Source organism: Actinomyces sp. HMT897 (assembly GCF_016626125.1).
In the GTDB taxonomy this organism is placed as follows: Bacteria; Actinomycetota; Actinomycetes; order Actinomycetales; family Actinomycetaceae; genus Actinomyces.
In genome coordinates this window covers 2,011,707-2,034,639 of record NZ_CP067336.1, presented here as the reverse complement: position 1 = coordinate 2,034,639, position 22,933 = coordinate 2,011,707, and the positions used below count along the sequence as shown (strand labels likewise).

Here is a 22,933-nt window from a genome sequence, read left to right as displayed (position 1 = left end):
GCGCCCACGCGGGCTGACACCGGGTGGGGCCGTATCCCCCGGCCCCCGGGCAGCCGTGCCGGTCGGGCTGGCCCTTATCGTGTTTACGGAGAATACCCGGGCCCCCCGGGCAGCCGGTTGTCATGGCGCGAGCAGGACCTGCCCGCGGGGCACGGGGCGCCTATCGCGGTCACCTGGCACGAATCCGGGCTGGTTATGCAACGTTCCTGGTAGTTTCTTGACTGTCTGCGACCCCGGAACCCTGTGCGTGTCGCAATCTGAGGATCAGAGCGGTGGGCACTCCTGGCCGCGTCGGGACCCAAGCCCCTGACCTGCGTGGATATTGAGTGTACAAAGGTGAGGCTGGGGTGGGACCGGCTCTGATCCTCAGATTGCGACAGAATCAGGTGCCCGTGCTGTTGATGCCGTGCATAACCGCGATATCCGCGACCAGGGTTCCGGCCGTAGAGGACACGGCGGCGGACTGTGGTCCCGAGTTCACCTGGGAGTGCGCCCAGGTGGTCGTCTCAGTACACCCGGAGACGGCCGTGCCGTCTACCTCCCGGTCCAGATCCACTGACTGACTGCGGCCCAGACCTGGATACCGAGGACGGGTACCAGGCTGATCTTACTGGCGGGACCGCGGGGGTTCACGGTGGGGCCCCCGTCGTCCTCGATCGCGTAGAGCATGTTGGACGTTCCCAGGGTCATCTGCCCGGTCGGGGCGTCAAATCCCTCGGGGCCGCGTTCCTCGCGCATGCGCATGACAATGCTCCAGCGGTCCTCCAGGGCGTCACGGACGAATCCGGACTCCTTGGGTCCCTGGGATCCAATGAGGTGCATAATATCGACGGCGGCCTCGGCGTCAGCGAGCTTCATGGCGGAGGCGAGGGTGTCAAAGACGGAGTCCGGCCCGTCGTCGAGCATAGGGCGAGGGTGGAGGTGGTCGTTGGCCAGGACAATGTGGGGTACCTCGACGGCGTCACAGGAGTAGATGTGGATTCCGTCGGTGTCGTAGCGTTCCACGGTGCAACGGTGCTCAAGCCAGAAGGTAATGTCACGGACCGGCATCTCGTCACGCGGGTCAAGACGGCGGCTGGAGTAGCGGGCGCGCGCGTTGACGAATCCTGAGAGGATCTCGCGGACGGCTGTCACGGGGCCCTTGGGGCCAGTTATCCCGAGGTCAGCGAGTCCGGCGTCGGCGGCGTCCTGCGGGGTGGGGCGCTGCGCAATATGGTTTGACACCATGCGCCCCAGGACGTCCCACTGCTCGGGGGTGAGTATCATGACACCGCGGTCGATGTCGAAGGAGCTCATTCGGTGACCTCCAGGCTCTGGGCCATCTCATAGTACTGGGCAAGGAACGTGCTGAAGTCCCGGGTCCGGCAGGTGAAGGTGGCCGTCCACAGGCTGGTGCCCTGGGTCTCCATGTCCAGCCAGGCGACCTGGAGCACCGTCAGGGCGTCCTCGTCCAGAATGTATACTCCGGCGCGAACCCGGGACATGTACAGGTCAAAGTCCGTGGGGACGTCCTCGATGAGACGCATACCAGGAATGCTCTCCACCATGGCCCGGGCGGACTCCATGAGCTCCTGCTCAGGATCCTGGTCGGGGCCCACGGGTACCCTGACCACGACGAGATTGGCGGCGTAGCCGACCCGTTCCGGGGGGATGGCGGCAATATAGCGGACGGCGTCCCCCGCTACGTCGGCGAAGGCCGGGGCGAAATCGGCGGCGCTGAGCTCCTGCCAGCCCGGCGCCAGGTGGACGGTAATACTATCCCGCATGGGTGTGGCCTCCTCAGCCGATGATAACGGTGATATTACCACAGGGTGCGGGGACGCGAGCCCCTCATTACGACGGCACCTCTTTGTGTCGCCCTTCACGGGACGGACGCGGGGGAGTCATCGTGCCGCCCGAGCGTCCTGCGGGCACCGGGAGTCACTGTCGGGTGTCATGCGTGGGCTGCCGCTGGGTGGTCGCATCCTGCGGGCACCGGGAGTCACCGGGTGCCCGCAGGTGGGGCGTGGTCCTCGTCCACCGGCGCGGGGGCGACGTCGGGGTACCGGCCGGGGGTGCGGACGTGCCTGCCCCGGTAGCCCTGGGAGGGAGAGCTCTCCACGTCGTACTGCACCCCACGGACGTGCCGCCCCTGACGGAGCCCCCACCTCGAGCGCCTGCCGGCAGGAGCCGCCCAGACCTCCCGCTCCTCACGCCCCTCAGCCAGAAGACGCCGCCTCTTCTTCTGCCACTCCGGGTACATAGGCGCTGGCAGAGGGATGGGGATAAGGGCAAAGCCGCAGGCCATTAGAGACAGAAGCATTAAGCAGCCCAACAGCATCACGGGCAAGGACTCATAATTCCACCCCATATTTTCCAGAAAGATCATGCCACCACAAGTCAGGACCGCCACACCTACCGCTGGCTCAAAAAGCGCAACCGTGTTCTTCCCTCCCCCATCCGCCATGCCTCGGCACAGATCCGCGACCCACGAGTCAGAGAACATCTCCATCCACCAGATCCACAACAGGATAATACCGCCCACAATGAGGTAGATCCCGTCCCAGAGATGATCCGACATACCAAACTCCTGCTCCGCCTCATGGAAGTTAATTCGAGACGACCAAACCTACCGGCACACTTCGGTCATTAAACGCTCGACACATTGCCATCACCCAAACAGCTTTCCCAAGCTTTTCCCCAGGCCGCTAACAAATTTGGCTGCCGCCTTACCGACAGATGCCGCCACCCCTGACGCAAGGACTCCGCCAACAACACCGCCAACAATACCGCCGACTGCCGCGCCCAGCGGTCCACCCATGCAAGCACCAATAGCTGCTCCAGTTTTAGCGCCACCAGTAGCCGCGAGGTATGAAACAGCAAAGTTGGCAGCTCCGCTCGCAGTTGCACGTGCAATTTTTTCATTTTCACCTATGGCCGGGTTATGAGAATCTTTCTCCCATTGATCGTAGGCGTTGACAACGAACGAGAGGGCATTGCCCGAACGCCCGGCCCACTTAAGTGTGGTAGTAACCCTAGAGGACTGCAGTGTTGTCGCGACCTTACCCGCCTTCGTACCCACTGCCTCGGCGGGATGCGGCGACCAGTGCTTGAGTGCACCGGCAAAGAGCTTCCCAGACCAGCGACTTGTGTCTGCACGATAGGGCAACCACTTCTGGGCGTATCCAGTGACACGTCCCAGGCCCGCACCACTGGACCTCAGGGCGGCGCCGGTCACCAAGTTCGACACGTTCTTCAGACGGCTAATACCCCAGCCTGCGGTGCGCATGAGGCTCTTGGGATCAAGCCCGAGAGACGGAGCGAGGAAGTCGCCGATTGTCTTCGTAATCGGATTCTCCTTCCTGATCCCTGCACAGGCGTCCGTAAACTCCTGACGTGCGGCGGCCTCCCGATCCCTCGCCTCCCTGGCCTCAACCACCAGGCCATTGTACGCATCGACCCGAGTCTGGGCACGCTCAGCCTCTGTCATAGTGTTCCGACTCAGGATGAACGGGAAAGGAACAGTCGGATCCTTTAGCTTGCCCATAGCCGGACCGAGCTCAATAACCGTAGGAGGTTTTGGCTCCATAATCTTCTCGTCCTCGATATCCAGTCTCGCGGCCACTGCCTTCTCACGGATACCATCCAGGCGGGACTTGACACTCCTCAGGTCACCGGCGAGGTTGCCCAGGGCGGTCTTGTACTTCTTCAGGTCCGCGATCAGATCCTGGCAGTCGTGAACAATGTTATTGAGCTCCTTCAGGGCCTCATCGGCTGCCTCAGACGTAAGCGGCGGCAGTCACCGACCAGCTGCAGCCCGTGGGGCTGCCAATGCTCTTGCCGCTGATCTGGCTCTTCGCCCCGTCAAGATACGACAGCACCGCGGAGACGCCGCTTGTGGGGCTGCCGGTGAACTCTCACCGGCAGCCCCACAAGCCATCCCACCAGCTAAGGCGCCGTCGGGACCGCGGGCAGGAGCCGCCCGGGGACGCTCAGCGCCCAGTAGGAGAGTGCTCAGTAAGGAGTGCTCAGTAGGAGGAGGTGTCCTCCGCCGGGGTGGCCTGCTTGCGCTTGAGGGCGGCGAAGGCCGCCTCGACGGCGTCGTCCCCGTCCGTGATCTGCGCCGTCGGGGAGGGGCTGGAGGGCAGCTCGGCGGGCCCGGCCTTGAGGGCAGCCAGACGGGCCTCCGCCTCCATCTGGGTGGAGGAGGCCTCCAGCTCGGCGAACTGGGACTCTAGGGAGGAGCCCGCCAGCTCCATCTGGCCCATGGCCTGGGCCTCGACCCGCCGCACCTGGTCCTCGTAGCGGGACAGCTCGCTGGTGGGGTCCAGGACGTTGATGGAGCGGATCGCCCCCTGGACCTTGACCTGGGCCTGGGCGGTCTTCTGGCGGGCGATCAGCTGGTCGCGCTTGGACTTCAGCTCACCGAGCTTGACCTCCATCTGCTGGAGGCCCGTCTTGAGCTGCTCGACGACCTGGCGCTGGGAGGTGATCATGGGCTCGGCGGCCTTGGCCTGGTTCTCCGCCGTAATCTGCTTGGTCAGGGCGATCTTGGCCAGCGCGTCCCACTTGTCCGCGCCCGCGGTGTCCCCGCGCATACGCATCTCGTCACCCTTGCGCGAGGCCGCCAGGGCCTTGTTGCCCCAGTCCCGGGCCTCGGCCACGTCGGCGGCGTGGTCCTTCTCCGCCAGGCGCAGGTTGCCAATGGTCTGGGCGACGGCGTCGCGCGCCTCGGCGATCGAGGCGGTGTAGTCGCGGACCAGCTGGTTGAGCATCTTCTCAGGATCCTCCGCCCGGTCCAGGAGCGCGTTAATGTTGGCGCGGGTGAGCTGGGAGATACGTCCCAGGATCGACTGCTTCTCAGCCATGGTCTGCCTTTCGGTGTGGATCGGTGCGGGGTCGGCCCGAGGACGTCACCCCTGGTAGGTAGGTTCTCACGAGTACGGTCAGGCGCCTGGCACCGCGGGCCGGAGAGGGGTACCAGGAGCGAGCCGGTCGGTGCCCGGCGGGTCAGAAGTCGTCACCACCGCCGCCGAAGTCCCCGCCCCCGAAGTCAAAACCTCCTCCGCCGCCACCGAAGTCGTCACCACCGCCGCCGAAGCCACCGAAGCCGCCACCGCCGAAGCCACCGAAGCCGGGGCCGTCGTCGTCCCAGTGGTGATGGTGGTGCTCGTGGTGTCCACCGCCCAGGCCGCCCAGCAGGAGCCCTCCCAGGACCAGGGAGCCCAGGTCGAGGCCACCGCCACCGCCGCCCAGGAACCTGCCGCCTGAGCGGTAGCCGCCGGACCCGTAGCTGCTGTTGCGCACGTCGGACTCGGCCAGGGTCTGGGCCTGGGCCGCCAGGGGCTCACCGGTCTCGACCTCGGCCAGGGCCGCGGCGGGGTCGTCGGCCTGCACCTGCGTGGCGGCCGCCGCGTGCCGGGACGCCTCGGACAGGGCCGTGCGGGCCGCGGGCCCCACCACCCCCCGGTTGGTGGTGATGTAGGAGGTGACGGCGTCGACCTGGGAGTTCAGGCGGGACAGGCGCGAGCCCAGGGCCGTGCGGGCCCGGGAGTCGTTCTCCTCGCGCTCGCGCGCCGGGGCGAGGGCCGCGTCAATGGCCGCCTCGGCCCGGGTCAGGTGGTCCAGGGCCGCCAGGGGGTCCCCCGTCGCGTTCATACCGGAGGCCGCACGACCTGCGGCGATAGCGGCCTCGGCGTCGGCCACCAGCGGGTCGAGGGTCGCGGCCGGGATAATGCTGGACAGGCGCCGGGCGTCCACGAGGTCAGAGGACAGGGAGCCGATCGCGGCCGTCAGGTCGGAGGCGGCACGCTCCAGGCGCTCACGGGCACCGGTGACCTGCGTGGACAGGGTACCGGCCTGGGCGATCGCGCCCTGGGCAATGCGCACCTGCTCCACGGCGGTGCCCTGCTGCCCGGCGTCCACGGAGGCCTGCGCCTGGTCCAGGGCGGTCCGCCCGGCCTCCAGGAGGCGCTGCGCCTGCCTGGGGGCGGCCGCCACCGAGGTCAGGGCGCTGTCGGGGTAGGTGGCGCGCAGGGTGGTCAGGAGGATGTCGGCCTGGAGGATGGCCTGCTCGGTCTCGTCAGCGCGCTGGGTGGTCTCGGCAATGGAGGCCGGGAGGTTGGCCTCCAGGCCCCGTCGCTCGTTGAAGGCCTTCTCCTGCTCGCGGATAGCGGCCACGGCCGCCTGGGAGCGGGAGAGGATCTCGGAGTACATCTCCCACTGCTGCCGGGGGGTCTCGGGGACGTCGTCCTCCAGGACCTTGCGGATCTCGAAGGAGGCGGTCACGTGCTCACGCGCCGTCCCCAGGGCGGCGGAGAAGGCGTCCGTGGCGGCCAGGCCGAACTGGGCCTGCGCGTAGGACAGCTCCTCGTCGGCAGCCCGCACGGCGTCGTCGGCGGCCACCAGGGCGTCCACGGCCTGGGTCTGGAGCTGCTCAATGCTCTTCGGCGTGGGGGCGCCGGTGACGGCGGCGGGGTCTTCCTTCTGACGACGCCGCCTCAGGATCCACCAGCCCCCTGCTCCTGCCACAGCCCCTCCTGCAAGTAGTGCGGTGCCCACGCCCGGGCCCGAGTCCGTCGAACTGGTGCTGAGGGCGCCCGAGCCCGCGGACGTACTCCTCGTGGCGCCCCGGTCCCCGGTGGTCCCCGCGCCCGCCACCCGCGTCTTGATCAGGGAGGGGAGGGCGGCGACGGCCTTGTTGAAGTCCTTCTTCTTCAGGTAGGGCTTCAGGGAGTCGGCAATGGAGACCTGGTCGCCCTGGCTCAGCACGCCGGAGGGATCCGCCCGGAACAGGAAGGAGTTCGAGCCACTGTCAGGCACGTTAATGACCAGGATCACGTCCGAGGCGCCCAGTCCGGTCGCCTTCCAGGCGGACTCGGCAAACTCCGCCGCCTTGCGGGAGGAGTCGGCAATGGTGACCACCCACAGGTGCAGGCCGGTCTCCTCCTTCACCTTGGCCACCGCGGCCTCGGCGTCGGAGTTGTCCAGGAGCTTGGCGTCGTCGGTGACGGACTTGCTCAGGGTGGTGGAGGTCAGCCCCTGGGGGCCCAGGGGGAGCGTGCCCGGGGCCCTGCCGGGGGCGGCAAGGGCCTGGCCGGGGTCCGCGGCGGGAGGGGCCGACGTCGCGAGCGCGGCGGAGGGCACGACCAGGGCAGTCAGGAGGAGGCCGGAGGCAGCGAGGCGGGCGGCATGGGGAAGTGCGGTGGGCCGAATGATGTCCACGGGTACATCCTCGGAGTCGGGACCGCTGGTGGCAAGCCATTTCGCCACCGGCGCGCCGCCTGCGCCCCGCAACGGGCGCCCTGACCCCGGCTGACGGCCCTGGCTCAGAGCTGGCCCGGGCCCAGCGCGGGCCCGGACTGGTGCCGACGAGCTAGCCGGCTCTCCAGTAGCTGGGGCGCGAGGCCCTCAGGTCGTGGTCTACGCACGCCCGGACGTGGGGCACCTGCTCGGAGGCGTACCGGACGATCTCCAGCGCACCGACCGGGTCCCAGCACGCGGCCTGCCTGACCTGCTCCCGCAGGTCCCGCAGCTCGGCGGCACCCTTGCGCGCCCTGGCGCTCATGAACCGGCCGCTGTGGGACATCCGGGAGAAGACGGCGTCCAGCTCCCGGTCCAGCCTGGCCGTCTCCTGGTGCAGGCGGCCGCGGGCCCGCACCATTCGCCTCTCGCTCTCACGGGCGGGGCCCAGGACGGCCGACAACCGCCTCTGGGCTCCCTGCAGGTCCTCAAGCACGTCCTGGGGCTCCTCCTGAGGATCCGTGCTCGCGGCCCGGTCGATCGCCGCCCTGGCGGCCGCGAGCGCCTGGCCCAGGTCCGCGGGATCGAGGTTGGCCGTGACGCTCGGGCGCTCGGCGTAGGCGATGTCGGAGCGCAGGGAGGTCACCCGCCTGTCCACCAGGGCGAGGGTCTGCACCGCCTGCTGCCTGGCCTGCGTGACGCCGTCGACCAGCTGGTGGGCCCGGACCAGGGTCCTGCGGGCCTGGGTCAGGCGGCACCCCGCCTCCACCTGGTCGCGGGCGCGGGCGGCCTGCTGCCCCTTGTCCGCGTCCTGCCCGGCCTGGTCCAGGAGGCTGCCGGCCTGGGCCAGGTCCTCCTGGGCGGTGGCGACGACGGACGCCGGGAGGTCGCTGGGCCCCTCAAGCTCCGCGAGCCTGGCCTGGACCTCCCGGCGCAGCTGGAGGATGTCCTGGCAGACCTCGTCCAGGTCACCGGCCGTGCGCCCGCGGGCCTGGCGCACGTGCGCCGCGGGCCCCTGGTAGGACAGGATCTTCTTGGCGACGGCGACCGCGTCCTCCATGCGGCGGATCCTCTCCTGGCGGTAGGCGACCCGGCCGCCAGCGCCCTGGAGGTCGCGGTAGGCCTGGAGCCCCTCGCTGACCGCCTGCGCGGCGCGCCCCAGCTCCGCGGCGCGCTCCCGGGACCCCTGGTCGGGCCAGGGGGCCCGGCCCAGTTTCCCGAGCTGGAGCTGCACGGCCCTGTCGGTCTGGGCCAGGACGGTGGCGGCATAGGCCTGGCGGGCGTCGAGCTGGGCCAGGAAGCGGCGTCGGGCCAGGTACCTGGAGACCAGGAGGACCAGCACGACGACGAGGGCCACGGCTCCCACCCACAGGAGGACCGTGCGGGCGGAGTAGCGTGCGGCGCCGGCCTCACCCACGGCGTGGGCGGGGGCGGCGGGCAGGAGGGCCAGGACCGTCAGGACACCGGTGGTGAGAGGAGGGCCGGGGGACATGGTGTCAGGGTGTCGGGGAGGCGTGGGGAGGCGTTTGCTGTCCACAGCACCATCCTGAGCGCGAGAGCGGTGGTTGGCAACCCTTTTTCGTGCGCGTCGCCACACGGTCCGGGCTGGGACCCGCGGGGACCGGGCGCGCGACACCACCCACCGCGTCGCCCGACCCGGGCCCGGCCTGCCGTCGTGGGCTCAGGGCACCGAGGCAGGGCGCGGCACCGGGCCCGGCACCGGCTGGCCCGACAGCACGGCGGGGCCACGCCCCCGGGCCCGTCCTGCTGGTGCCACGCCCTCGGGCCCGGCCTGCTGGCACCTACAACTTGCGCACCCTGCGCACCTGCCTCTCCAATTGGCCCCATGACCTACCCCGACACACCCCCGCAGGACGCCGTACCGGCCCCCGGCGCCGGACAGCCCGCGGATGGCGCGCCCACGCCGGGTGCCGTCCCCGGCGCACCGGTCATTACCGTCATTGAGCCCGAGGCCCTGGCGCCGCTCGGGCGCCTGAGGCAGTGGCTGCTCGCCGAGGGCGCCACCATCCGCATGGTCCGCCCCGGTGCGGGCGACCCCGTCCCCGCCCTGGAGGAGATCGACGGCGCCCTGGTGGTGCTGGGGGGCGCCATGAGCGCCCACAGCGAGGACGACCACCCCTGGATCGTGCCGCTGCGTGAGCTCCTGGCCCAGGTCGTCACCGAGCGCGTCCCCGCCGTGGCCATCTGCCTGGGGGCCCAGATCGCCGCCGAGGCCCTGGGCGGCACCACCGCCGTGCCCGCACCCGACCACGCGGAGACCGGCGTCGTGGACCTGCAGGTCACCCGGGCCGGGAGGCAGGACCCGCTGTTCGCCGAGATGGTCACCGAGGGCCTGCGCGCCGCGGGCCCGAGCAGCCGCAACGGCACACTGCCCGTTATCGTCTCCCACGGCGACGCCGTCACCCGCCTGCCCGAGCAGGCCGTCCTCCTGGCCTCCTCCGAGCGCTCCCCGGTGCACACCTGGCGGGCGGGCCGCCTCCTGGCCTTCCAGCACCACCCCGAGTCCGACCCCGTCCGGGTGGGGTACTGGCGCACCCGTGACGCCCTGACCGAGCGCGGCCTGCCCCCGCACCTGGCCCGTGAGCAGGCCGCGGACCTGACCGGTGTCGCCCCCGCCTGGCCGGACGCCCCCGCCCAGGCCCCGGACCCCGAGTCGCTCCGGGAGGCCGTCGCCACCGGCCGCCTGGCCCGTGAGCAGGCCGAGGCGGTGGATCCCGCCGTCCAGGCCTTCGGCCGGGCCCTGGCACGGGTCCTGGTGCGTAGCGCCCGCTCCCGGCGGACACCGCACGCCTGAGCCTGACACCGCGTCAGAGGCACATGTGATCCTCCCGTAACATGGTCCTATGAATACCGCCACCTACCTTCTCGTCGACGGCGAGAACATTGATGCGACCCTGGGCATGAGCGTCCTGGGCCGCCGACCTGAGCCCGAGGAGCGCCCCCGCTGGGACCGCGTGCTCAGCTTCTGCGACAACCTGTCGGACTCCGCCGCTGGTGGCGAGGGTGACGACACGCGCGCACTTTTCTTCCTTAACGCCACGAGCGGACACATGCCCATGGGGTTCGTCCAGGCCCTCCTGGCCATGGACTACCGGCCGATCCCCCTGGCGGGCAGCGGCAGCCACGACGAGAAGGTCGTCGACATCGGTATCCAGCGCACGCTGGACGCCCTGGCCCAGCGGGCGGAGGAGGGCGAGCAGGCCCTCGTGCTCCTGGGCAGCCACGACGGGGACTACATCCCCCAGGTGGAGCGCCTCCTTGCCGCCGGCTCCAGCGTGGGGGTCCTGGCCTTCCGCGAGTTCCTCAACGCCCAGCTGGCCGCCCTGGAGTCCAAGGGCCTGACCATCTACGACCTGGAGACCAAGGTCCACGCCTTTACCATCCCGCTGCCGCGGGTGCGCATTATCCCGCTGGAGGAGTACGACCCCCTGGCCTTTATCTGAAGGGTCCTGGTGCGTCGGCCCCACGTCGACGCACCAGACCTGTGGGCCACGCGGGCCGTCAACGCGCACAGCCCGGCACGGCCCCTGGGCGGCCTCGGGTGGCCCACCTGGGCAGCCCCGGGTGGCACCGGTGGCACCAGGGTGCCCGCGCACGGACGCCCGAGACCAGGGCTCGTCCTGCTCACGCCCCCTCCGCCAGACCACCGGGCGACGTCGCCCAGCTTCCCCCGAGGGCGAACACCGCCGTCGCCACTCCAGCGTACATTCAGGTAACACACAGCATAACTCGGGAAGATGCCGGGCATGGACGCTGCCACCCCTGCTCCCGAGGCCCGGCTCCTCGTCGTGGACGACGAGCCGAACATCCGTGACCTCCTCGCCTCCTCCCTGCGCTTCGCCGGATTCGAGGTGGTCACCGCCGCTGACGGCAACGGCGCCCTCAAGGCCGCGCAGGCCGAGGGCGCCGAGCCGGACCTCATTGTCCTGGACGTCATGCTCCCGGACATGGACGGCTTCACGGTGGCCCGTCGCCTGCGCGAGCGCGACGTCACCACCCCCATCCTCTTCCTGACCGCCCGCGACGACATGGCGGACAAGGTCCAGGGCCTGACCGTGGGCGGGGACGACTACGTCACCAAGCCCTTCGGCCTGGAGGAGGTCGTCGCCCGGATCCGCGCCATCCTGCGCCGCACCCGCGCCGTGGAGGGGGAGGACGACGGCATCCTGAAGGTGGCGGACCTCATCCTGGACGAGGACGCCCACGAGGTGCACCGGGCGGGCGTGGAGGTGGACCTGTCCCCCACCGAGTTCAAGCTCCTGCGCTACCTCATGCTCAACGCCGGGCGCGTGGTCTCCAAGGCCCAGATCCTGGACCACGTCTGGGAGTACGACTGGAACGGCGACGCCGCTATCGTGGAGTCCTACATCTCCTACCTGCGTCGCAAGGTGGACCAGATCGAGGGGCGCGACGGCAAGCCCGTCACCCCCCTCATCCAGACCAGACGCGGCGTGGGCTACATGCTCCGTGAGCCCAAGGGCTCGTGATGGTCAGCCCGCGGACCCAGGCCCGGCGCGGCGGCCCCGCCCGCCCGGCCCGGGTCCGGACGGCCGCCCCCGGCGCCAACGGGGGGCCCGGCTCCCGCCGCCCCTCGACACGCTCAGTGAACCACCGGCCACGCCGTCGGGGGCGTTTTCACCCGGTCACGGCCGCACGACGTGTCTGGCACGCCCAGCCCCTGCGGGCGCGCCTGACCCTCATGACCACGGGCCTGCTGACGGTGGCCCTGCTGGTGTCCTCCCTGGCCGTCACCTCCCTGCTCCACTCCCACCTGCTGAACCAGGTCGACGAGCAGCTCCAGGCCACCGCCAAGACCATCGGCACCCAGGGCCTGGCCCAGATCCGCGCCGGCTCCTCCAACTCCATGCCCACCACCTACTACGTGGAGGCTCTCTACCTCAACGGCGAGAGCGGGCAGACCATTAACCCCGAGACCGCGGAGACCTTCGGCGTCCCCCGGGTGACGGGCCTGTCCCTGGAGAACGCCACCACCGCCGACGGCGAGGCCATTATCCGCACGGTGGACTCCAACCTGCCCAAACGCACCTGGCGGGTCATCACCATGCTCATTACCAGCAGCGACAACCAGGTGGTGGGCGTCATCGCCATCGGCCTGCCCCTGAGCAACATGATGGAGACGGTGGAGCAGGTCCGGGCGATCGTGCTGCTGACCGACGTCGCCGTCATCCTCACCGGCGCCCTGGCCGCGGCCTACCTGGTCAACCGCTCCCTGCGGTCCCTGCGTCAGATCGAGGGCGTGGCCGGGCGCATCGCTAGCGGCGACCTGTCCGCCCGCGTGCCCGCCACCGAGCCCACCACCACCGAGGTCGGCAGCCTCCAGCGGGCCCTGAACACCATGCTGGCCCAGAACGAGCGCGCCTTCTCCGTGCAGGTCGTGGCCCAGGAGCGCATGACCCGCTTCGTCTCGGACGCCTCCCACGAGCTGCGCACCCCCCTGGCGGCCATCCGCGGCTACGGCGAGCTCTACCGCATGGGCGGGGTGCCCGCCGAGCGGACCAGGGAGGTCATGGGACGCATTGAGTCCGAGGCCAACCGCATGGGGCGCCTGGTGGACGACCTCCTCCAGCTCGCCCGTATGGACGAGGGCCGCGAGATGACCATGGCACCGGTGGACCTGACCACGGTGTGCGCCGGGGCCCTGACCGACATGATGGTCCTGGCCCCCGACCGGGACTGCTCCCTGGTCTCCCTGACCGACCCCGACGCCGACCCCGTCCCCGTGGTGGTCACCGGGGACCGGGACCGCCTGGCCCAGGTCGTCACCAACCTCCTGGGCAACGTGGTGCGTCATACCCCGGCCGGGTCGTCGGTGGAGATCGCCGTGGGGACCGTCACCCACGCCCCCGCCGGCCAGGATCTCACCCCCGGCGTCCAGACGCCCGAGGCGGGGGCGCGCCGGGGTAACGGCCGGGCCGGTCGCACCGGCGGGGCCCGGGACGTCGGGGCACCCGGCAACGGGACCGGCGGCGTGAGGACCCCCGGTAACGGCGTCGCCACCGGGGCCGCCCGGGCCGCAGGCGCCTCCGCGGCGACCGCGGCGCTCATGAAGGGCTACGCCGTCGTCGAGGTCCGCGACCACGGTCCCGGTGTGCCCCCGGCGGAGGCCGCGAAGATATTCCAGCGCTTCTACCGTGCGGACACCTCCCGCAACCGTGAGACCGGGGGGTCGGGGCTGGGCCTGGCCATTGTGGCGGCGATCGTCGAGCGGCACGGAGGGTTCGTGCGGATGGACCAGACCCCCGGGGGCGGGGCGACGGTCCACCTGGAGCTGCCCCTGGCCGAGGGCTAGGGCGGTCCGGGGCCCGGACCGCTGGTGCCGACCAGGGCCCTGGCAGGACGGCCGGGCGCCGCGGGCACCCCCCGGAGCAGCACGCGCGGGGCGGGCCGTCGCGACCTCAACGTGACACGCGGCGACTCGCCGTGACCTAGCCGATATTTATGTTGTGACCAGGGGCTTTCCTCACACCGTGGGCTGAGGCTCCCCAGGTGTGATCGACTTTGCCCCCGCCGCGGCCTACGATGACATTCGTTTCATCCCTTCTGACGCGGAGGCTTTGTCATGGGCGTCATCGACGCACCGCAGTGGCTGCTGCCCGCCTACATCCGCAGCGTCAAGGCCCTGGGCGCCACCGCGCCCCAGGATGACGTTCGCGCTGCTGGTGAGCGCCTCATCGAGGAGTGGAGCACTCCCGACCGTCACTTCCACAACCTCAAGCACGTCATCGACATGCTGGCCCGGGTGGACGAGCTCGCTGACGCGACCCACAACCCGGACGTCATGCGTGTGGCCGCCTGGTACCACGGCTACGTCTTCTCCTCCACCCGGGAGGAGACCTACAAGCGCAACGGCGGGGAGGACGAGGTAGCCTCCGCCGCCTACGCCGCCCGTGACCTTCAGGATCTCGGCCTGCCCCCCGCCACGGTCGACCGGGTCTGCGCCCTCATCCTCAACCTCAAGCGGCACAACCTGCCCGCCAACGACATTGACGCGATGGCGCTCAACGACGCCGACCTGGGCACCCTGGCCGTGGAGCCCCAGCTGTACAAGAAGTACCGGATCGCGGTGCGCGAGGAGTACCGGCACGTCCCCATCCAGGACTACCTGGAGGCCCGCCTGGAGATCGTCAGCCGCCTGCTCAGCCGCGACCGGCTCTTCTCCTCCCCCCTGGGAGCGCGCTGGGAGGAGGCCGCCCGCGAGAACCTCGCGGGCGAGCGACGTATGCTCGCGGCCAAGCTGGAGGCGCTGCGCTCAGGCGCCTCCATCGAGGAGGCCTCCAAGGTGGCCACCCGGGTGTGGAACCAGGTCCCCGGCACCACTGAGGTCGCCTCGCCCGTGAGCACGACGCCGTCAACCTCCTACGCCCCCGCAACCACCTTCTCAGCCTTCTCCCCCGTCTCCCCCCTCTCCCCCGTCTCCGCAGCCAGCGCCACGACCCTGAGCGGCGGCATCCCCGTCGTCCCGCCCCCGGGCGGGCGGGCCCCCTCAGCCGTCGCGGAGGCCCCGCGACGCCGCCCCGAGGCCAGGAGGGCGTACAACCGGCTCCAGCACGATGACCACGCCACCACCATGGAGTCCTGCGCGGCAGACATTGACCGGCTGCTGGGCGGGCGGCGCACCGCCTCCGCGTCCTCTCCCGCCCAGGCGGCGGAGGCGGGCCAGGACCGCCGCTCCATGGCCGAGGCGGCACGGGCCCGCCTGGCCCAGCAGGTCGAGGAGCGCCGACAGCGGGCCAGGGTGGAGCGCGAGGCGCGGACCGGGGAGATGTCCCCCGTTACCGCGCCTGTCGTCCAGGACGGCGCCAGCCGCCTGTAGGGCCGGGTCGCTCAGCACACAGACACGGACGTCTGACGAGTTCTCCACAGGTCCAGAGGGTGCAAGCGCACCCGGGTCAGCCTCCTGCCTACGGTGGTTGGAGCCGCCGACCACGGCGGTCCCAGCCAGTGGGGCGTCCGCCCCCCCGCACGGAAAGGCTCCCGCCCATGCCTGTCTTCGCAGTCGACACCCAGGCCGTCACGGACACCGCGACCCGCACCAGGACCCGTATCTCCACCATCCAGACGGAGGTGGACGCCATGAACGCCGACATCGCCACCCTCCAGGCCTCCTGGACCGGCGGCGCCTCCGCCTCCATGGCCTCCTGCGCCGCCAACTGGCACCTGACCCAGATCCAGGTCCAGTCCTCCCTCGACGCCATCTCCCAGGCCCTGGACAAGGCCGCCCTGTCCTATGACGACGCCGAGACCTCCAACACCTCGCGCTTCGGCCTGGCGTAGCCCGGGGCAAGGAGCAGGCCCCGGGCGGTAGGCCCCCTGAGCCCGGCCAGGGCCCGGCCGCCCGGGCCCAGCGCGGCCTTCCCAGGCGGTGCCCGGCTCCCCCAGACAGCCGCGCCCCAGCGCCCAGGCAACCGGGCCCCAGGCGGCCACTGCGCCCAGGCAACTGCGCCCGGGAGGCCCGCAGAGCGACGGCGGGCCGCCCGCCCCCCCCGTGGGGAGGGCGAGGGCCCGCCGCTCTACCTGACTCCAGTGGCCCGGCTCACGCCCGCGGCCCCGGAGAGGCTACCCGGGCTCGCCGGAGCCGCCCGGGCGACTGGTCGGCTCAGTACATGCCGCCCATGTCGTCGCCGCCGCCACCGGCCGGGGCGGCCGGGGGCTCGGGCTTGTCGGCCACGACGGCCTCGGTGGTCAGGAACAGGCCGGCGATGGAGGCCGCGTTCTGCAGGGCGGAGCGGGTGACCTTGACCGGGTCGGCGATGCCAGCGGCCAGGAGGTTGCCGTACTCACCGGTGGCGGCGTTCAGGCCCTCACCGGCAGGCAGGTTGCGGACGCGCTCGACCACGACGCCGCCCTCCAGGCCGGCGTTGACGGCGATCTGCTTGAGCGGGGACTCCAGGGCGACCCGCACGATGGCGGCGCCAGTGGCCTCGTCGCCCTCCAGCTCCAGGGCGTCCAGGGCCTCGGCGGCCTGGAGCAGGGAGACGCCGCCACCGGCGACAATGCCCTCCTCGACGGCGGCCTTGGCGTTGCGCACGGCGTCCTCAATGCGGTGCTTGCGCTCCTTGAGCTCCACCTCGGTGGCGGCACCGGACTTCAGGACGGCCACGCCGCCGGCCAGCTTGGCCAGGCGCTCGGAGAGCTTCTCCTTGTCGTAGTCGGAGTCGGACTTCTCGATCTCGGCGCGGATCTGGCTCACGCGGGCCTCAATGGCGTCCTTGTCCCCGGCGCCCTCGACAATGGTGGTCTCGTCCTTGGTGACGACGACCTTGCGGGCCTGGCCCAGGTCCTCCAGGGTGGCGTTCTCCAGCTTCAGGCCCACGGTCTCGGAGATGACGGTGCCACCGGTGAGGATGGCCATGTCCTGGAGCATCGCCTTGCGACGGTCACCGAAGCCGGGGGCCTTGACGGCCACGGACTTGAAGGTGCCGCGGATGCGGTTGACCACCAGGGTGGCCAGGGCCTCGGCCTCGACGTCCTCGGCGATGATCGCCAGGGGCTTGCCGGTCTGCATGACCTTCTCCAGCAGGGGCAGCAGGTCCTTGACGTTGGAGATCTTGGACTCCACCAGCAGGATGTAGACGTCCTCCAGGACGGCCTCCTGGCGGTCGGCGTCGGTGACGAAGTAGGGGGAGATAAAGCCCTTGTCGAAGCGCATGCCCTCGGTGACCTCGAGCTCCAGGCCGAAGGTGTTGGACTCCTCGACGGTGATGACGCCCTCGTGGCCGACCTTCTCCAGGGCCTCGGCGATCTTGGCGCCGATCTCCTCGTCCGCGGCGGAGATGGAGGCGGTGGCCGCGATCTCGTCCTTGGTCTCGACCTCCTTGGCGTCAGCCAGCAGGCGGGCGACGACGGCGGTCACGGCCTTGTCGATGCCGCGACGCAGGGCGATGGGGTTGGCGCCGGCGGCCACGTTGCGCAGGCCCTCACGGACCAGGGCCTGGGCCAGCACGGTGGCGGTGGTGGTACCGTCACCGGCGACGTCGTCGGTCTTCTTGGCGACCTCCTTGACCAGCTCGGCGCCGATCTTCTCGAAGGGCTCCTCGAGCTCGATCTCCTTGGCGATGGTCACGCCGTCGTTGGTGATAGTGGGGGCGCCCCACTTCTTGTCAAGGACGACGTTACGGCCCTTGGGGCCCAGGGTGACCTTGACGGTGTCGGCGAGGGTGTTCAGGCCGCGCTCCATGCCACGGCGGGCCTCCTCGTCGAAGGCGATGATCTTGGACATTGAGTTTCCTCCACGATGTGGTGGCGACCGGTTGGCGCCCGCGACGGACGGGGCGGGTCGGCCCGTTCAGGTCACGTGCCGACGTCGTCCCTCACCTCCCGGCCAGGGTGTGATCACCCGGGGCTGTCACTCGACGGCCCTGAGTGCTAACCGCAATGCTGGCACTCTCGACCTGCGAGTGCAAGACGCGCAGGTCCCCGTCACACGTGTGTTTGCCGACGGCCGATTTCTCTGCCGCACGGCCCCCGGTCCCGGTGGCCGACGTCACCACCGGGCGGGCCAGGGCCGGTCGTGGACCTGCGCACCCCGGGGGAAGATCTCACGAAGCGTCCGTCCAGGGCGGCGCGCCTCCGGCCCGGGCCCAGCCTATCCAGGGCGGCACGCCCCTGGTCCGGGGCCAGGCCCGGGCGGGCCGCCGCAGGGGCTCAGCAGGTGGCCAGGAGGACCAGGGCGTCGGTCCAGGCCAGGGGTGCGGGCCCGGCCGGGGCGCCGTCGGGACGCACCTTCTCAGGCAGGGCCCCGCTGGCGGTGCGGTGGGCCTCCAGCCAGGCCAGGAGCTCCTCGGTCTCCCCCTGCCAGCCCCAGCCGCGCGCGGACAGGGCCATTAGGGCGGTCTCGGGGGTCCAGGAGACGCCGTCGTCACGCCAGGAGGATCCCGGGGCCAGGCCACCGGAGTGTCGGCCCAGACGCGCCCTGGCCGTGGCCCGCACCGCCCCCACCCCCGGAAGGGCCTCCATAAAAGGCGGGCCGACCAGCGCGATCGCGGCGTCGACGGCGTCGGTACGCGGGTAGCGCCCCCAGGTCGGCCCGTAGTTGCGCACCACCGCCTGGCGTACCCGGGAGCACCGCTCCCCCAGCGCCGAGGCCTCCAGGCCCAGGTCCAGGCCCGCCCGGGCCAGGGCGTGGGCGGCCTCCAGGCCCATGAGGACCGGCGCGGCCGTGCCCAGGGTGAGGGTGCGCTCACGCACCTCCCAGTAGTCCGGGCTGGCGGCGGGTAGGTGGCTGGGCGTGGCGGTACGGGTCATGAGGCAGGCCGCGGCCCGCCCCAGGGCGGTCACCAGGCGCCCGCCCCAGCCCGGGGTGGTAGACCCGGACTGGGCGCCAGCCCCGGACCTGGCGGCGGACCCGGGCTGGCTGGTAGGCCCGGGCAGGGTGGCGGCCCCGGACTGGGCGCCGACAGCAGAGGCGCCCTGGGGTGCGCCGGTGGGCACGCCCTGGGGCGCGAGGGTGCCGCCCGCCAGGCACCCGGCGGCCCATAGGAACCAGCCGACGCCGTCGGTCTGGGCGGGGCGGGCGTCGGGGACCTGGCCGCTGTGCGTGTAGCGGGCGGCGAAGGAGCCGTCAGGTAGCTGGAGGGCGGCCAGGTGGTCCAGGACCGCCAACGCCTCGTCCCCCAGCCCGACGGCGCCCAGGGCCACGGCCCCGAAGGAGGCGTCGCGGGGCCAGGTGTAGCGCCAGTAGCCCACCGGGGCGGCCACGACGGCGCCAGCAGGGAAGACGGTGGCCGGGCGGGACGCGTCCGGCCAGGCCAGGGTGGGGCCGGTCAGCGCCAGCAGGTCGCACAGGGCGCCGTCGGCCAGCTCGGCCCAGCGCCCGGCGGCCAGGCGGGCTCCCGCGCGGCGGGCCAGGGCGGCGTGGGCCAGGGCCTCGTGCCCGGCCGGCGTCCCGGCGCCGGCGGCCGTCCCCAGCGCCTGGGCGGGCAGGCGGGTGCCGGGGACGTAGACCGCCCCGGCGCCGGCAGGGAGCACCTCCACGGTCCCGTCCGCCCCCAGCGCGACGCCGTCGGACAGGAGCGTGGGCGCCGCCCGGTAGGTGGCCCGCCGGCCGAGGGCGCCCCCGCCGACCAGCAGGGCCGCGCCGACACCCCAGCGCACCAGGCGCCGACGGCTGGGTAGCCCGCCGACAGGCCCTTGGTTCGCTGTTCGCGAACTACCTGTCCCGCTGCCCCTCAGGCGGGCCGCCCGGCCCGGGTCGGGCGGCTGGCCCTCAGGTCCCCGCCCGGGAGCCTGGGGACCGGCTGGCCGCGACCCCGGATCCGTCGGCAGTCGCCTCACTCCGAGAAGTCGGAGCGCAGGATGACCACAATGGGGTTGGACTGGGCCTCCTCGGGGGACTCCACCAGGTTGCTAATGCCCAGAAGGCTGGCCACGGCGCGGGCGGTCGCGGCGCTCTCCGGGCGGTAGTAGACGGTCGTGGCCTCCGGGCTGTCCTTCTGGTAGGAGCCGTCGGGGACGGACACGCCCGTGTACCCGGCGTTCTCCAGGCGGGAGCCGGTGCGGCCCGCGAGCCCGTTGGTGGTGGTGCCGTTGTAGACGGTGATGCCCGTGGTCAGGTCCGCGTTGGACGCCCGGGTGGGGGTCGGCGTCGACCCCGGCGTGGCCTGCGTGGGCGCGGCGGTCTGCTCGGCAGAGCCCGTGCTCCCCGCCGTGCCCCCACCGCCCTGGGCGGCCGGTGTCCCGCCGGCCTCCGTCTTCGCGCTGGCGGTGGAGGCGGACGTGCTCTTGCTGTCCGCGGTGCCCAGGAGCTTGACCGCCCCCCACGCCAGGGCAGGCACCACGACGAGGATAATGAGAAGTGGTAGCCAGCTGCGCCACGCGGGGACGGAGGCCCGGTGGACACCGACAGGGACCCGCTCGTCCTCGGCGACGTCGAACTCGTCCTGGGGGTAGCTGTAGTTGCTCACGAGGAGGACGATACCGGGCGGCAGCCCTCCTCGTGGCGACAGACGCACTAGGCTCGTGCCGTGAACCCCGCTCAGCCTCTTACCCAGCTCATCGACCCCTCATGGGCCGCCGCCCTGGCCAGCGTGGAACCCACGATCCACGAGATCGGGGACCGCCTGCGCGACGAGGTAGCTAACGGTGACGGCTACCTGCCCGCCGGGACCGACGTCCTACGCGCCTTCACCTACCCCATGGACCAGGTCAAGGTCCTCATCGTGGGGCAGGACCCCTACCCCACCCCGGGCCACGCCATGGGGCTGAGCTTCTCGGTCGCCCCCGGCGTACGCCCGCCGCGCAGCCTGGAGAACATCTTCACCGAGCTCGTCTCCGACCTGGGGGTGGAGCGCCCCACCTCGGGGGACCTGACCCCCTGGTCGCGTCAGGGCGTCATGCTGCTCAACCGGGTCCTCACCGTGCGGCCCGGGGCACCGGCCTCCCACAAGGGCTGGGGCTGGGAGAAGGTGACGCAGCGGGCCATTGAGGCGCTCGTGGAGCGCGGCGGGCCGCTGGTGGCGATCCTGTGGGGCCGCCCCGCCCAGTCCCTGACCCCGATGCTGGGCTCGACGCCGGTCATCGCCTCCCCCCACCCCTCGCCGCTGAGCGCCTCACGGGGCTTCTTCGGCTCCCGGCCCTTCTCCCGGGCCAACGAGATCCTGGTGAGCCAGGGGGCGACGCCGGTGGACTGGCGGCTGCCGTGAGCGCCCCGGGGGCCGCCCCGCCGATCCGGCCGGTCCCTGAGCGCATCGTGTTCCCCGGGACCGAGGTGCTCGACCCCTACGAGATCTTCTCCGCCCCCGGCTACCAGGCGCCCAGGCAGAGACTGGACCCGCTGGCCCTGGCGGCCCTGGCGACGACCCTGCTGTGCTGGATCCCGGGAGCCGGCGCGCTCGGCGCGGGCCTGGGCCTGGCGGCGCTGAGACGCCTGCGCTCCTCCTACGCCACCGGGACCACCCAGGCGTGGGCCGGCGTCGTCGTGGGCGGGGTGTCCACGGTGGCCTGGATCTGGGTGATGCTCCTCATCTCGCTGCCCTAGGGGAGAGTCAGCCTCGTCACCTGGCGGCCATCTCTCGTAGGGTACGCACTGTGCTTCCCTTCATTATGGTGTCCACCCGGCCCGAGGTCGAGGCCGCCCAGGCCGAGTGCGAGTCCTTCCGGCTCCAGGGCGGCCTGACCGGTGGGGACCTCCACCACGTGCACCTGGACGAGATCGACTTCCTGGACTCCTTCCACGCCGAGGACGTCTCGGGGGTCTTCATCGGCGGCAGCCCCTACGACGTGTCCACCCCCCGGGGCTCCAAGACGCGCACCCAGCTGCGGGTGGAGGAGCAGGTCCGCGACCTGCTGGCGGTCGCCCTCAAGGAGGGGGTGCCGGTACTCGCCACCGGCTTCGGGCTGGAGGTGCTCTCGGACTACCTGGGGACCCCCACCTCCCCCGAGTTCGCCGAGGACCTGGGGGTGGCGGAGGTGTACCTGACCGCCGACGGGCGGCAGGACCCGCTGCTGGCCGGCCTGCCGGAGACCTTTACGGTCCTGGTAGGCCACCACGAGGGGGCCCCCGAGGTCCCGGCGCACGCCACGCTGCTAGCAGGCTCCCCGGACTGCCCGGTCCAGATGATCCGGGTGGGCCGGGCTGTCTACGGCACGCAGTTCAACCCCGAGCTCGACGCCGAGCGCTTCGCCCAGCGGGTAGGGGTCTACGCCGACGCGGGCTACGGGGACCCCGGCACGGTGGACGACGTCATTGCCGAGGCCCGCTCCGGGGCCTGCCACCAGGCCGGACGCATTATCCGCAACTTCGTGGAACACTTTACTCGTGACTGAGGTCACACAGAATCCACACAGTTCTCACGTGTTTGATGAAGGGCATGACTACTCCCTCTGACACCCTCACCCGCCCCGACGGCTCACCACTGCGCGTCCTGGTGGTGGATGACGAGCAGATGCTCGCCGACCTCCTCGCCTCGGCACTGCGTTACGAGGGCTGGGAGGTCACCACCGCGGGCACCGGCATCGGCGCCGTCAAGGCCGCCCAGGAGACCCGGCCCGACGTCGTCGTCCTGGACATGATGCTGCCCGACTTCGACGGCCTGGAGGTCATGCGGCGCATTCACGGGCGCGACCCGAACGTGCCGGTGCTCTTCCTGACGGCCAAGGACGCCGTCGAGGACCGGGTGGCCGGGCTGACGGCGGGCGGGGACGACTACGTCACCAAGCCCTTCTCCCTGGAGGAGGTCGTGGCCCGTCTACGCGCCCTCCTGCGCCGTGCCGGCGCCACCAGCGACCAGCGCGCGAGCCTGCTGGAGGTCGGCGACCTGCGCATGGACGAGGACTCCCACGAGGTGTGGCGGGGCCGGGACGAGATCCACCTGACCGCCACGGAGTTCGAGCTGCTGCGCTTCCTCATGCGCAACCCGCGCCGGGTCCTGTCCAAGGCGCAGATCCTGGACCGGGTGTGGAACTACGACTTCGGCGGGCAGGCCAATATCGTCGAGCTCTACATCTCCTACCTGCGCCGCAAGATCGACCGGGGGCGCGAGCCCATGATCCACACCATGCGCGGGGTGGGCTACGTCCTCAAGCCCGTCCAGAAGCCCGCCTGAGCCGCCCCGCCGTGACCTCGCCGACTCACCGTGGCGACGCCGCCGCGGACGCCTCGCAGGCCAGGGGCACCACGGGCGCCGCGCACGTCTCAGGCGCGCCGCCTGCCGCGGGCACCCAGGCCGCCCGG

At 71.4% G+C, this 22,933-nt stretch carries 20 protein-coding genes; 10 read left to right on the top strand and 10 right to left on the bottom strand.

The window, feature by feature from the left end:
- Positions 1 to 534: 534 nt before the first annotated feature.
- The 7 genes from JJJ15_RS07985 to JJJ15_RS07955 all read right to left on the bottom strand — a co-directional run bounded on the left by JJJ15_RS07985 (position 535) and on the right by JJJ15_RS07955 (position 8,713).
- The gene (locus tag JJJ15_RS07985) at positions 535 to 1,296 is read right to left on the bottom strand and encodes a hypothetical protein (RefSeq protein WP_106110188.1); all 762 of its coding nucleotides are present in this window, start codon (positions 1,294 to 1,296) and stop codon (positions 535 to 537) included.
- Entirely contained in the window at positions 1,293 to 1,766 is a 474-nt protein-coding gene (locus JJJ15_RS07980; protein ID WP_106110187.1) for a hypothetical protein, read from the bottom strand. Before JJJ15_RS07980 ends, JJJ15_RS07985 begins: the two co-directional genes overlap by 4 nt.
- A 215-nt stretch (positions 1,767 to 1,981) precedes the next feature.
- Positions 1,982 to 2,242 (bottom strand): hypothetical protein, encoded by a 261-nt coding sequence (locus JJJ15_RS07975; RefSeq protein ID WP_200510382.1) that lies wholly within the window; start codon positions 2,240 to 2,242, stop codon positions 1,982 to 1,984.
- A gap of 408 nt (positions 2,243 to 2,650) precedes the next feature.
- Positions 2,651 to 3,604, bottom strand: a complete 954-nt coding sequence (locus JJJ15_RS07970; protein ID WP_129591570.1) for a hypothetical protein — start codon at positions 3,602 to 3,604, stop codon at positions 2,651 to 2,653.
- A 403-nt stretch (positions 3,605 to 4,007) separates the two neighbouring features.
- Complete coding sequence (locus tag JJJ15_RS07965; protein WP_200510381.1) at positions 4,008 to 4,847, bottom strand: PspA/IM30 family protein; 840 nt, start codon at positions 4,845 to 4,847, stop codon at positions 4,008 to 4,010.
- 142 nt (positions 4,848 to 4,989) lie between these two features.
- Complete coding sequence (locus JJJ15_RS07960; protein ID WP_246741972.1) at positions 4,990 to 7,203, bottom strand: TPM domain-containing protein; 2,214 nt, start codon at positions 7,201 to 7,203, stop codon at positions 4,990 to 4,992.
- Between the two features lie 151 nt (positions 7,204 to 7,354).
- On the bottom strand, positions 7,355 to 8,713 hold the full coding sequence (locus JJJ15_RS07955) for a hypothetical protein (RefSeq protein WP_200510380.1): 1,359 nt from the start codon (positions 8,711 to 8,713) through the stop codon (positions 7,355 to 7,357).
- 354 nt (positions 8,714 to 9,067) lie between these two features.
- On the opposite strand from JJJ15_RS07955, the gene JJJ15_RS13480 reads away from it, so the two are divergent.
- The 6 genes from JJJ15_RS13480 to JJJ15_RS07925 all read left to right on the top strand — a co-directional run bounded on the left by JJJ15_RS13480 (position 9,068) and on the right by JJJ15_RS07925 (position 15,537).
- Positions 9,068 to 10,036, top strand: coding sequence for a type 1 glutamine amidotransferase (locus JJJ15_RS13480; protein ID WP_106110183.1), 969 nt, complete (start codon positions 9,068 to 9,070; stop codon positions 10,034 to 10,036).
- A gap of 49 nt (positions 10,037 to 10,085) precedes the next feature.
- A complete protein-coding gene (locus JJJ15_RS07945; RefSeq protein WP_106110182.1) occupies positions 10,086 to 10,685 on the top strand; it encodes an NYN domain-containing protein in 600 nt (199 codons plus the stop codon).
- A 303-nt stretch (positions 10,686 to 10,988) separates the two neighbouring features.
- Positions 10,989 to 11,729, top strand: a complete 741-nt coding sequence (locus JJJ15_RS07940) for a response regulator transcription factor (RefSeq protein WP_106110806.1) — start codon at positions 10,989 to 10,991, stop codon at positions 11,727 to 11,729.
- Entirely contained in the window at positions 11,729 to 13,552 is a 1,824-nt protein-coding gene (locus tag JJJ15_RS07935) for a HAMP domain-containing sensor histidine kinase (RefSeq protein WP_200510379.1), read from the top strand. The genes JJJ15_RS07940 and JJJ15_RS07935 overlap by 1 nt, the downstream gene beginning before the upstream one ends.
- A gap of 270 nt (positions 13,553 to 13,822) precedes the next feature.
- Positions 13,823 to 15,076: a hypothetical protein gene (locus JJJ15_RS07930; protein WP_200510378.1), complete on the top strand. Its 1,254-nt coding sequence runs from the start codon at positions 13,823 to 13,825 to the stop codon at positions 15,074 to 15,076.
- A gap of 167 nt (positions 15,077 to 15,243) precedes the next feature.
- Positions 15,244 to 15,537: a WXG100 family type VII secretion target gene (locus tag JJJ15_RS07925; RefSeq protein ID WP_106110179.1), complete on the top strand. Its 294-nt coding sequence runs from the start codon at positions 15,244 to 15,246 to the stop codon at positions 15,535 to 15,537.
- A gap of 322 nt (positions 15,538 to 15,859) precedes the next feature.
- Here the strand turns inward: JJJ15_RS07925 and groL are convergent, their stop codons facing one another.
- From groL to JJJ15_RS07910, 3 genes are all read right to left on the bottom strand, one after another.
- Positions 15,860 to 17,482: a chaperonin GroEL gene (gene groL, locus JJJ15_RS07920; protein ID WP_106110178.1), complete on the bottom strand. Its 1,623-nt coding sequence runs from the start codon at positions 17,480 to 17,482 to the stop codon at positions 15,860 to 15,862.
- 425 nt (positions 17,483 to 17,907) lie between these two features.
- The gene (locus JJJ15_RS07915; RefSeq protein ID WP_200510377.1) at positions 17,908 to 19,356 is read right to left on the bottom strand and encodes a glycoside hydrolase family 15; all 1,449 of its coding nucleotides are present in this window, start codon (positions 19,354 to 19,356) and stop codon (positions 17,908 to 17,910) included.
- 176 nt (positions 19,357 to 19,532) lie between these two features.
- A complete protein-coding gene (locus JJJ15_RS07910) occupies positions 19,533 to 20,165 on the bottom strand; it encodes a LytR C-terminal domain-containing protein (RefSeq protein ID WP_106110176.1) in 633 nt (210 codons plus the stop codon).
- Between the two features lie 60 nt (positions 20,166 to 20,225).
- Between JJJ15_RS07910 and JJJ15_RS07905 the strand changes: the two genes are divergently transcribed.
- Genes JJJ15_RS07905 through JJJ15_RS07890 form a run of 4 tightly spaced genes read left to right on the top strand, consistent with a single transcriptional unit; the run spans position 20,226 to position 22,805 of the window.
- Complete coding sequence (locus JJJ15_RS07905; RefSeq protein ID WP_106110175.1) at positions 20,226 to 20,903, top strand: uracil-DNA glycosylase; 678 nt, start codon at positions 20,226 to 20,228, stop codon at positions 20,901 to 20,903.
- Positions 20,900 to 21,238, top strand: coding sequence for a DUF4190 domain-containing protein (locus JJJ15_RS07900; protein ID WP_200510376.1), 339 nt, complete (start codon positions 20,900 to 20,902; stop codon positions 21,236 to 21,238). Before JJJ15_RS07905 ends, JJJ15_RS07900 begins: the two co-directional genes overlap by 4 nt.
- 50 nt (positions 21,239 to 21,288) lie before the next feature.
- On the top strand, positions 21,289 to 22,026 hold the full coding sequence (locus JJJ15_RS07895; protein WP_106110173.1) for a hypothetical protein: 738 nt from the start codon (positions 21,289 to 21,291) through the stop codon (positions 22,024 to 22,026).
- A gap of 44 nt (positions 22,027 to 22,070) precedes the next feature.
- Positions 22,071 to 22,805, top strand: coding sequence for a response regulator transcription factor (locus tag JJJ15_RS07890; RefSeq protein ID WP_106110805.1), 735 nt, complete (start codon positions 22,071 to 22,073; stop codon positions 22,803 to 22,805).
- The last annotated feature ends 128 nt before the right edge of the window (positions 22,806 to 22,933 follow it).

Coding starts and splice junctions, on each gene's coding strand:
- JJJ15_RS07985 (WP_106110188.1), bottom strand. CDS start 1,296: ATGAGCTCCTTCGACATCGACCGCGGTGTCATGATACTCACCCCCGAG.
- groL (WP_106110178.1), bottom strand. CDS start 17,482: ATGTCCAAGATCATCGCCTTCGACGAGGAGGCCCGCCGTGGCATGGAG.
- JJJ15_RS07890 (WP_106110805.1), top strand. CDS start 22,071: ATGACTACTCCCTCTGACACCCTCACCCGCCCCGACGGCTCACCACTG.
- JJJ15_RS07935 (WP_200510379.1), top strand. CDS start 11,729: ATGGTCAGCCCGCGGACCCAGGCCCGGCGCGGCGGCCCCGCCCGCCCG.
- JJJ15_RS07955 (WP_200510380.1), bottom strand. CDS start 8,713: ATGTCCCCCGGCCCTCCTCTCACCACCGGTGTCCTGACGGTCCTGGCC.
- JJJ15_RS07980 (WP_106110187.1), bottom strand. CDS start 1,766: ATGCGGGATAGTATTACCGTCCACCTGGCGCCGGGCTGGCAGGAGCTC.
- JJJ15_RS07945 (WP_106110182.1), top strand. CDS start 10,086: ATGAATACCGCCACCTACCTTCTCGTCGACGGCGAGAACATTGATGCG.
- JJJ15_RS07930 (WP_200510378.1), top strand. CDS start 13,823: ATGGGCGTCATCGACGCACCGCAGTGGCTGCTGCCCGCCTACATCCGC.
- JJJ15_RS07975 (WP_200510382.1), bottom strand. CDS start 2,242: ATGTACCCGGAGTGGCAGAAGAAGAGGCGGCGTCTTCTGGCTGAGGGG.
- JJJ15_RS13480 (WP_106110183.1), top strand. CDS start 9,068: ATGACCTACCCCGACACACCCCCGCAGGACGCCGTACCGGCCCCCGGC.
- JJJ15_RS07925 (WP_106110179.1), top strand. CDS start 15,244: ATGCCTGTCTTCGCAGTCGACACCCAGGCCGTCACGGACACCGCGACC.
- JJJ15_RS07965 (WP_200510381.1), bottom strand. CDS start 4,847: ATGGCTGAGAAGCAGTCGATCCTGGGACGTATCTCCCAGCTCACCCGC.
- JJJ15_RS07940 (WP_106110806.1), top strand. CDS start 10,989: ATGGACGCTGCCACCCCTGCTCCCGAGGCCCGGCTCCTCGTCGTGGAC.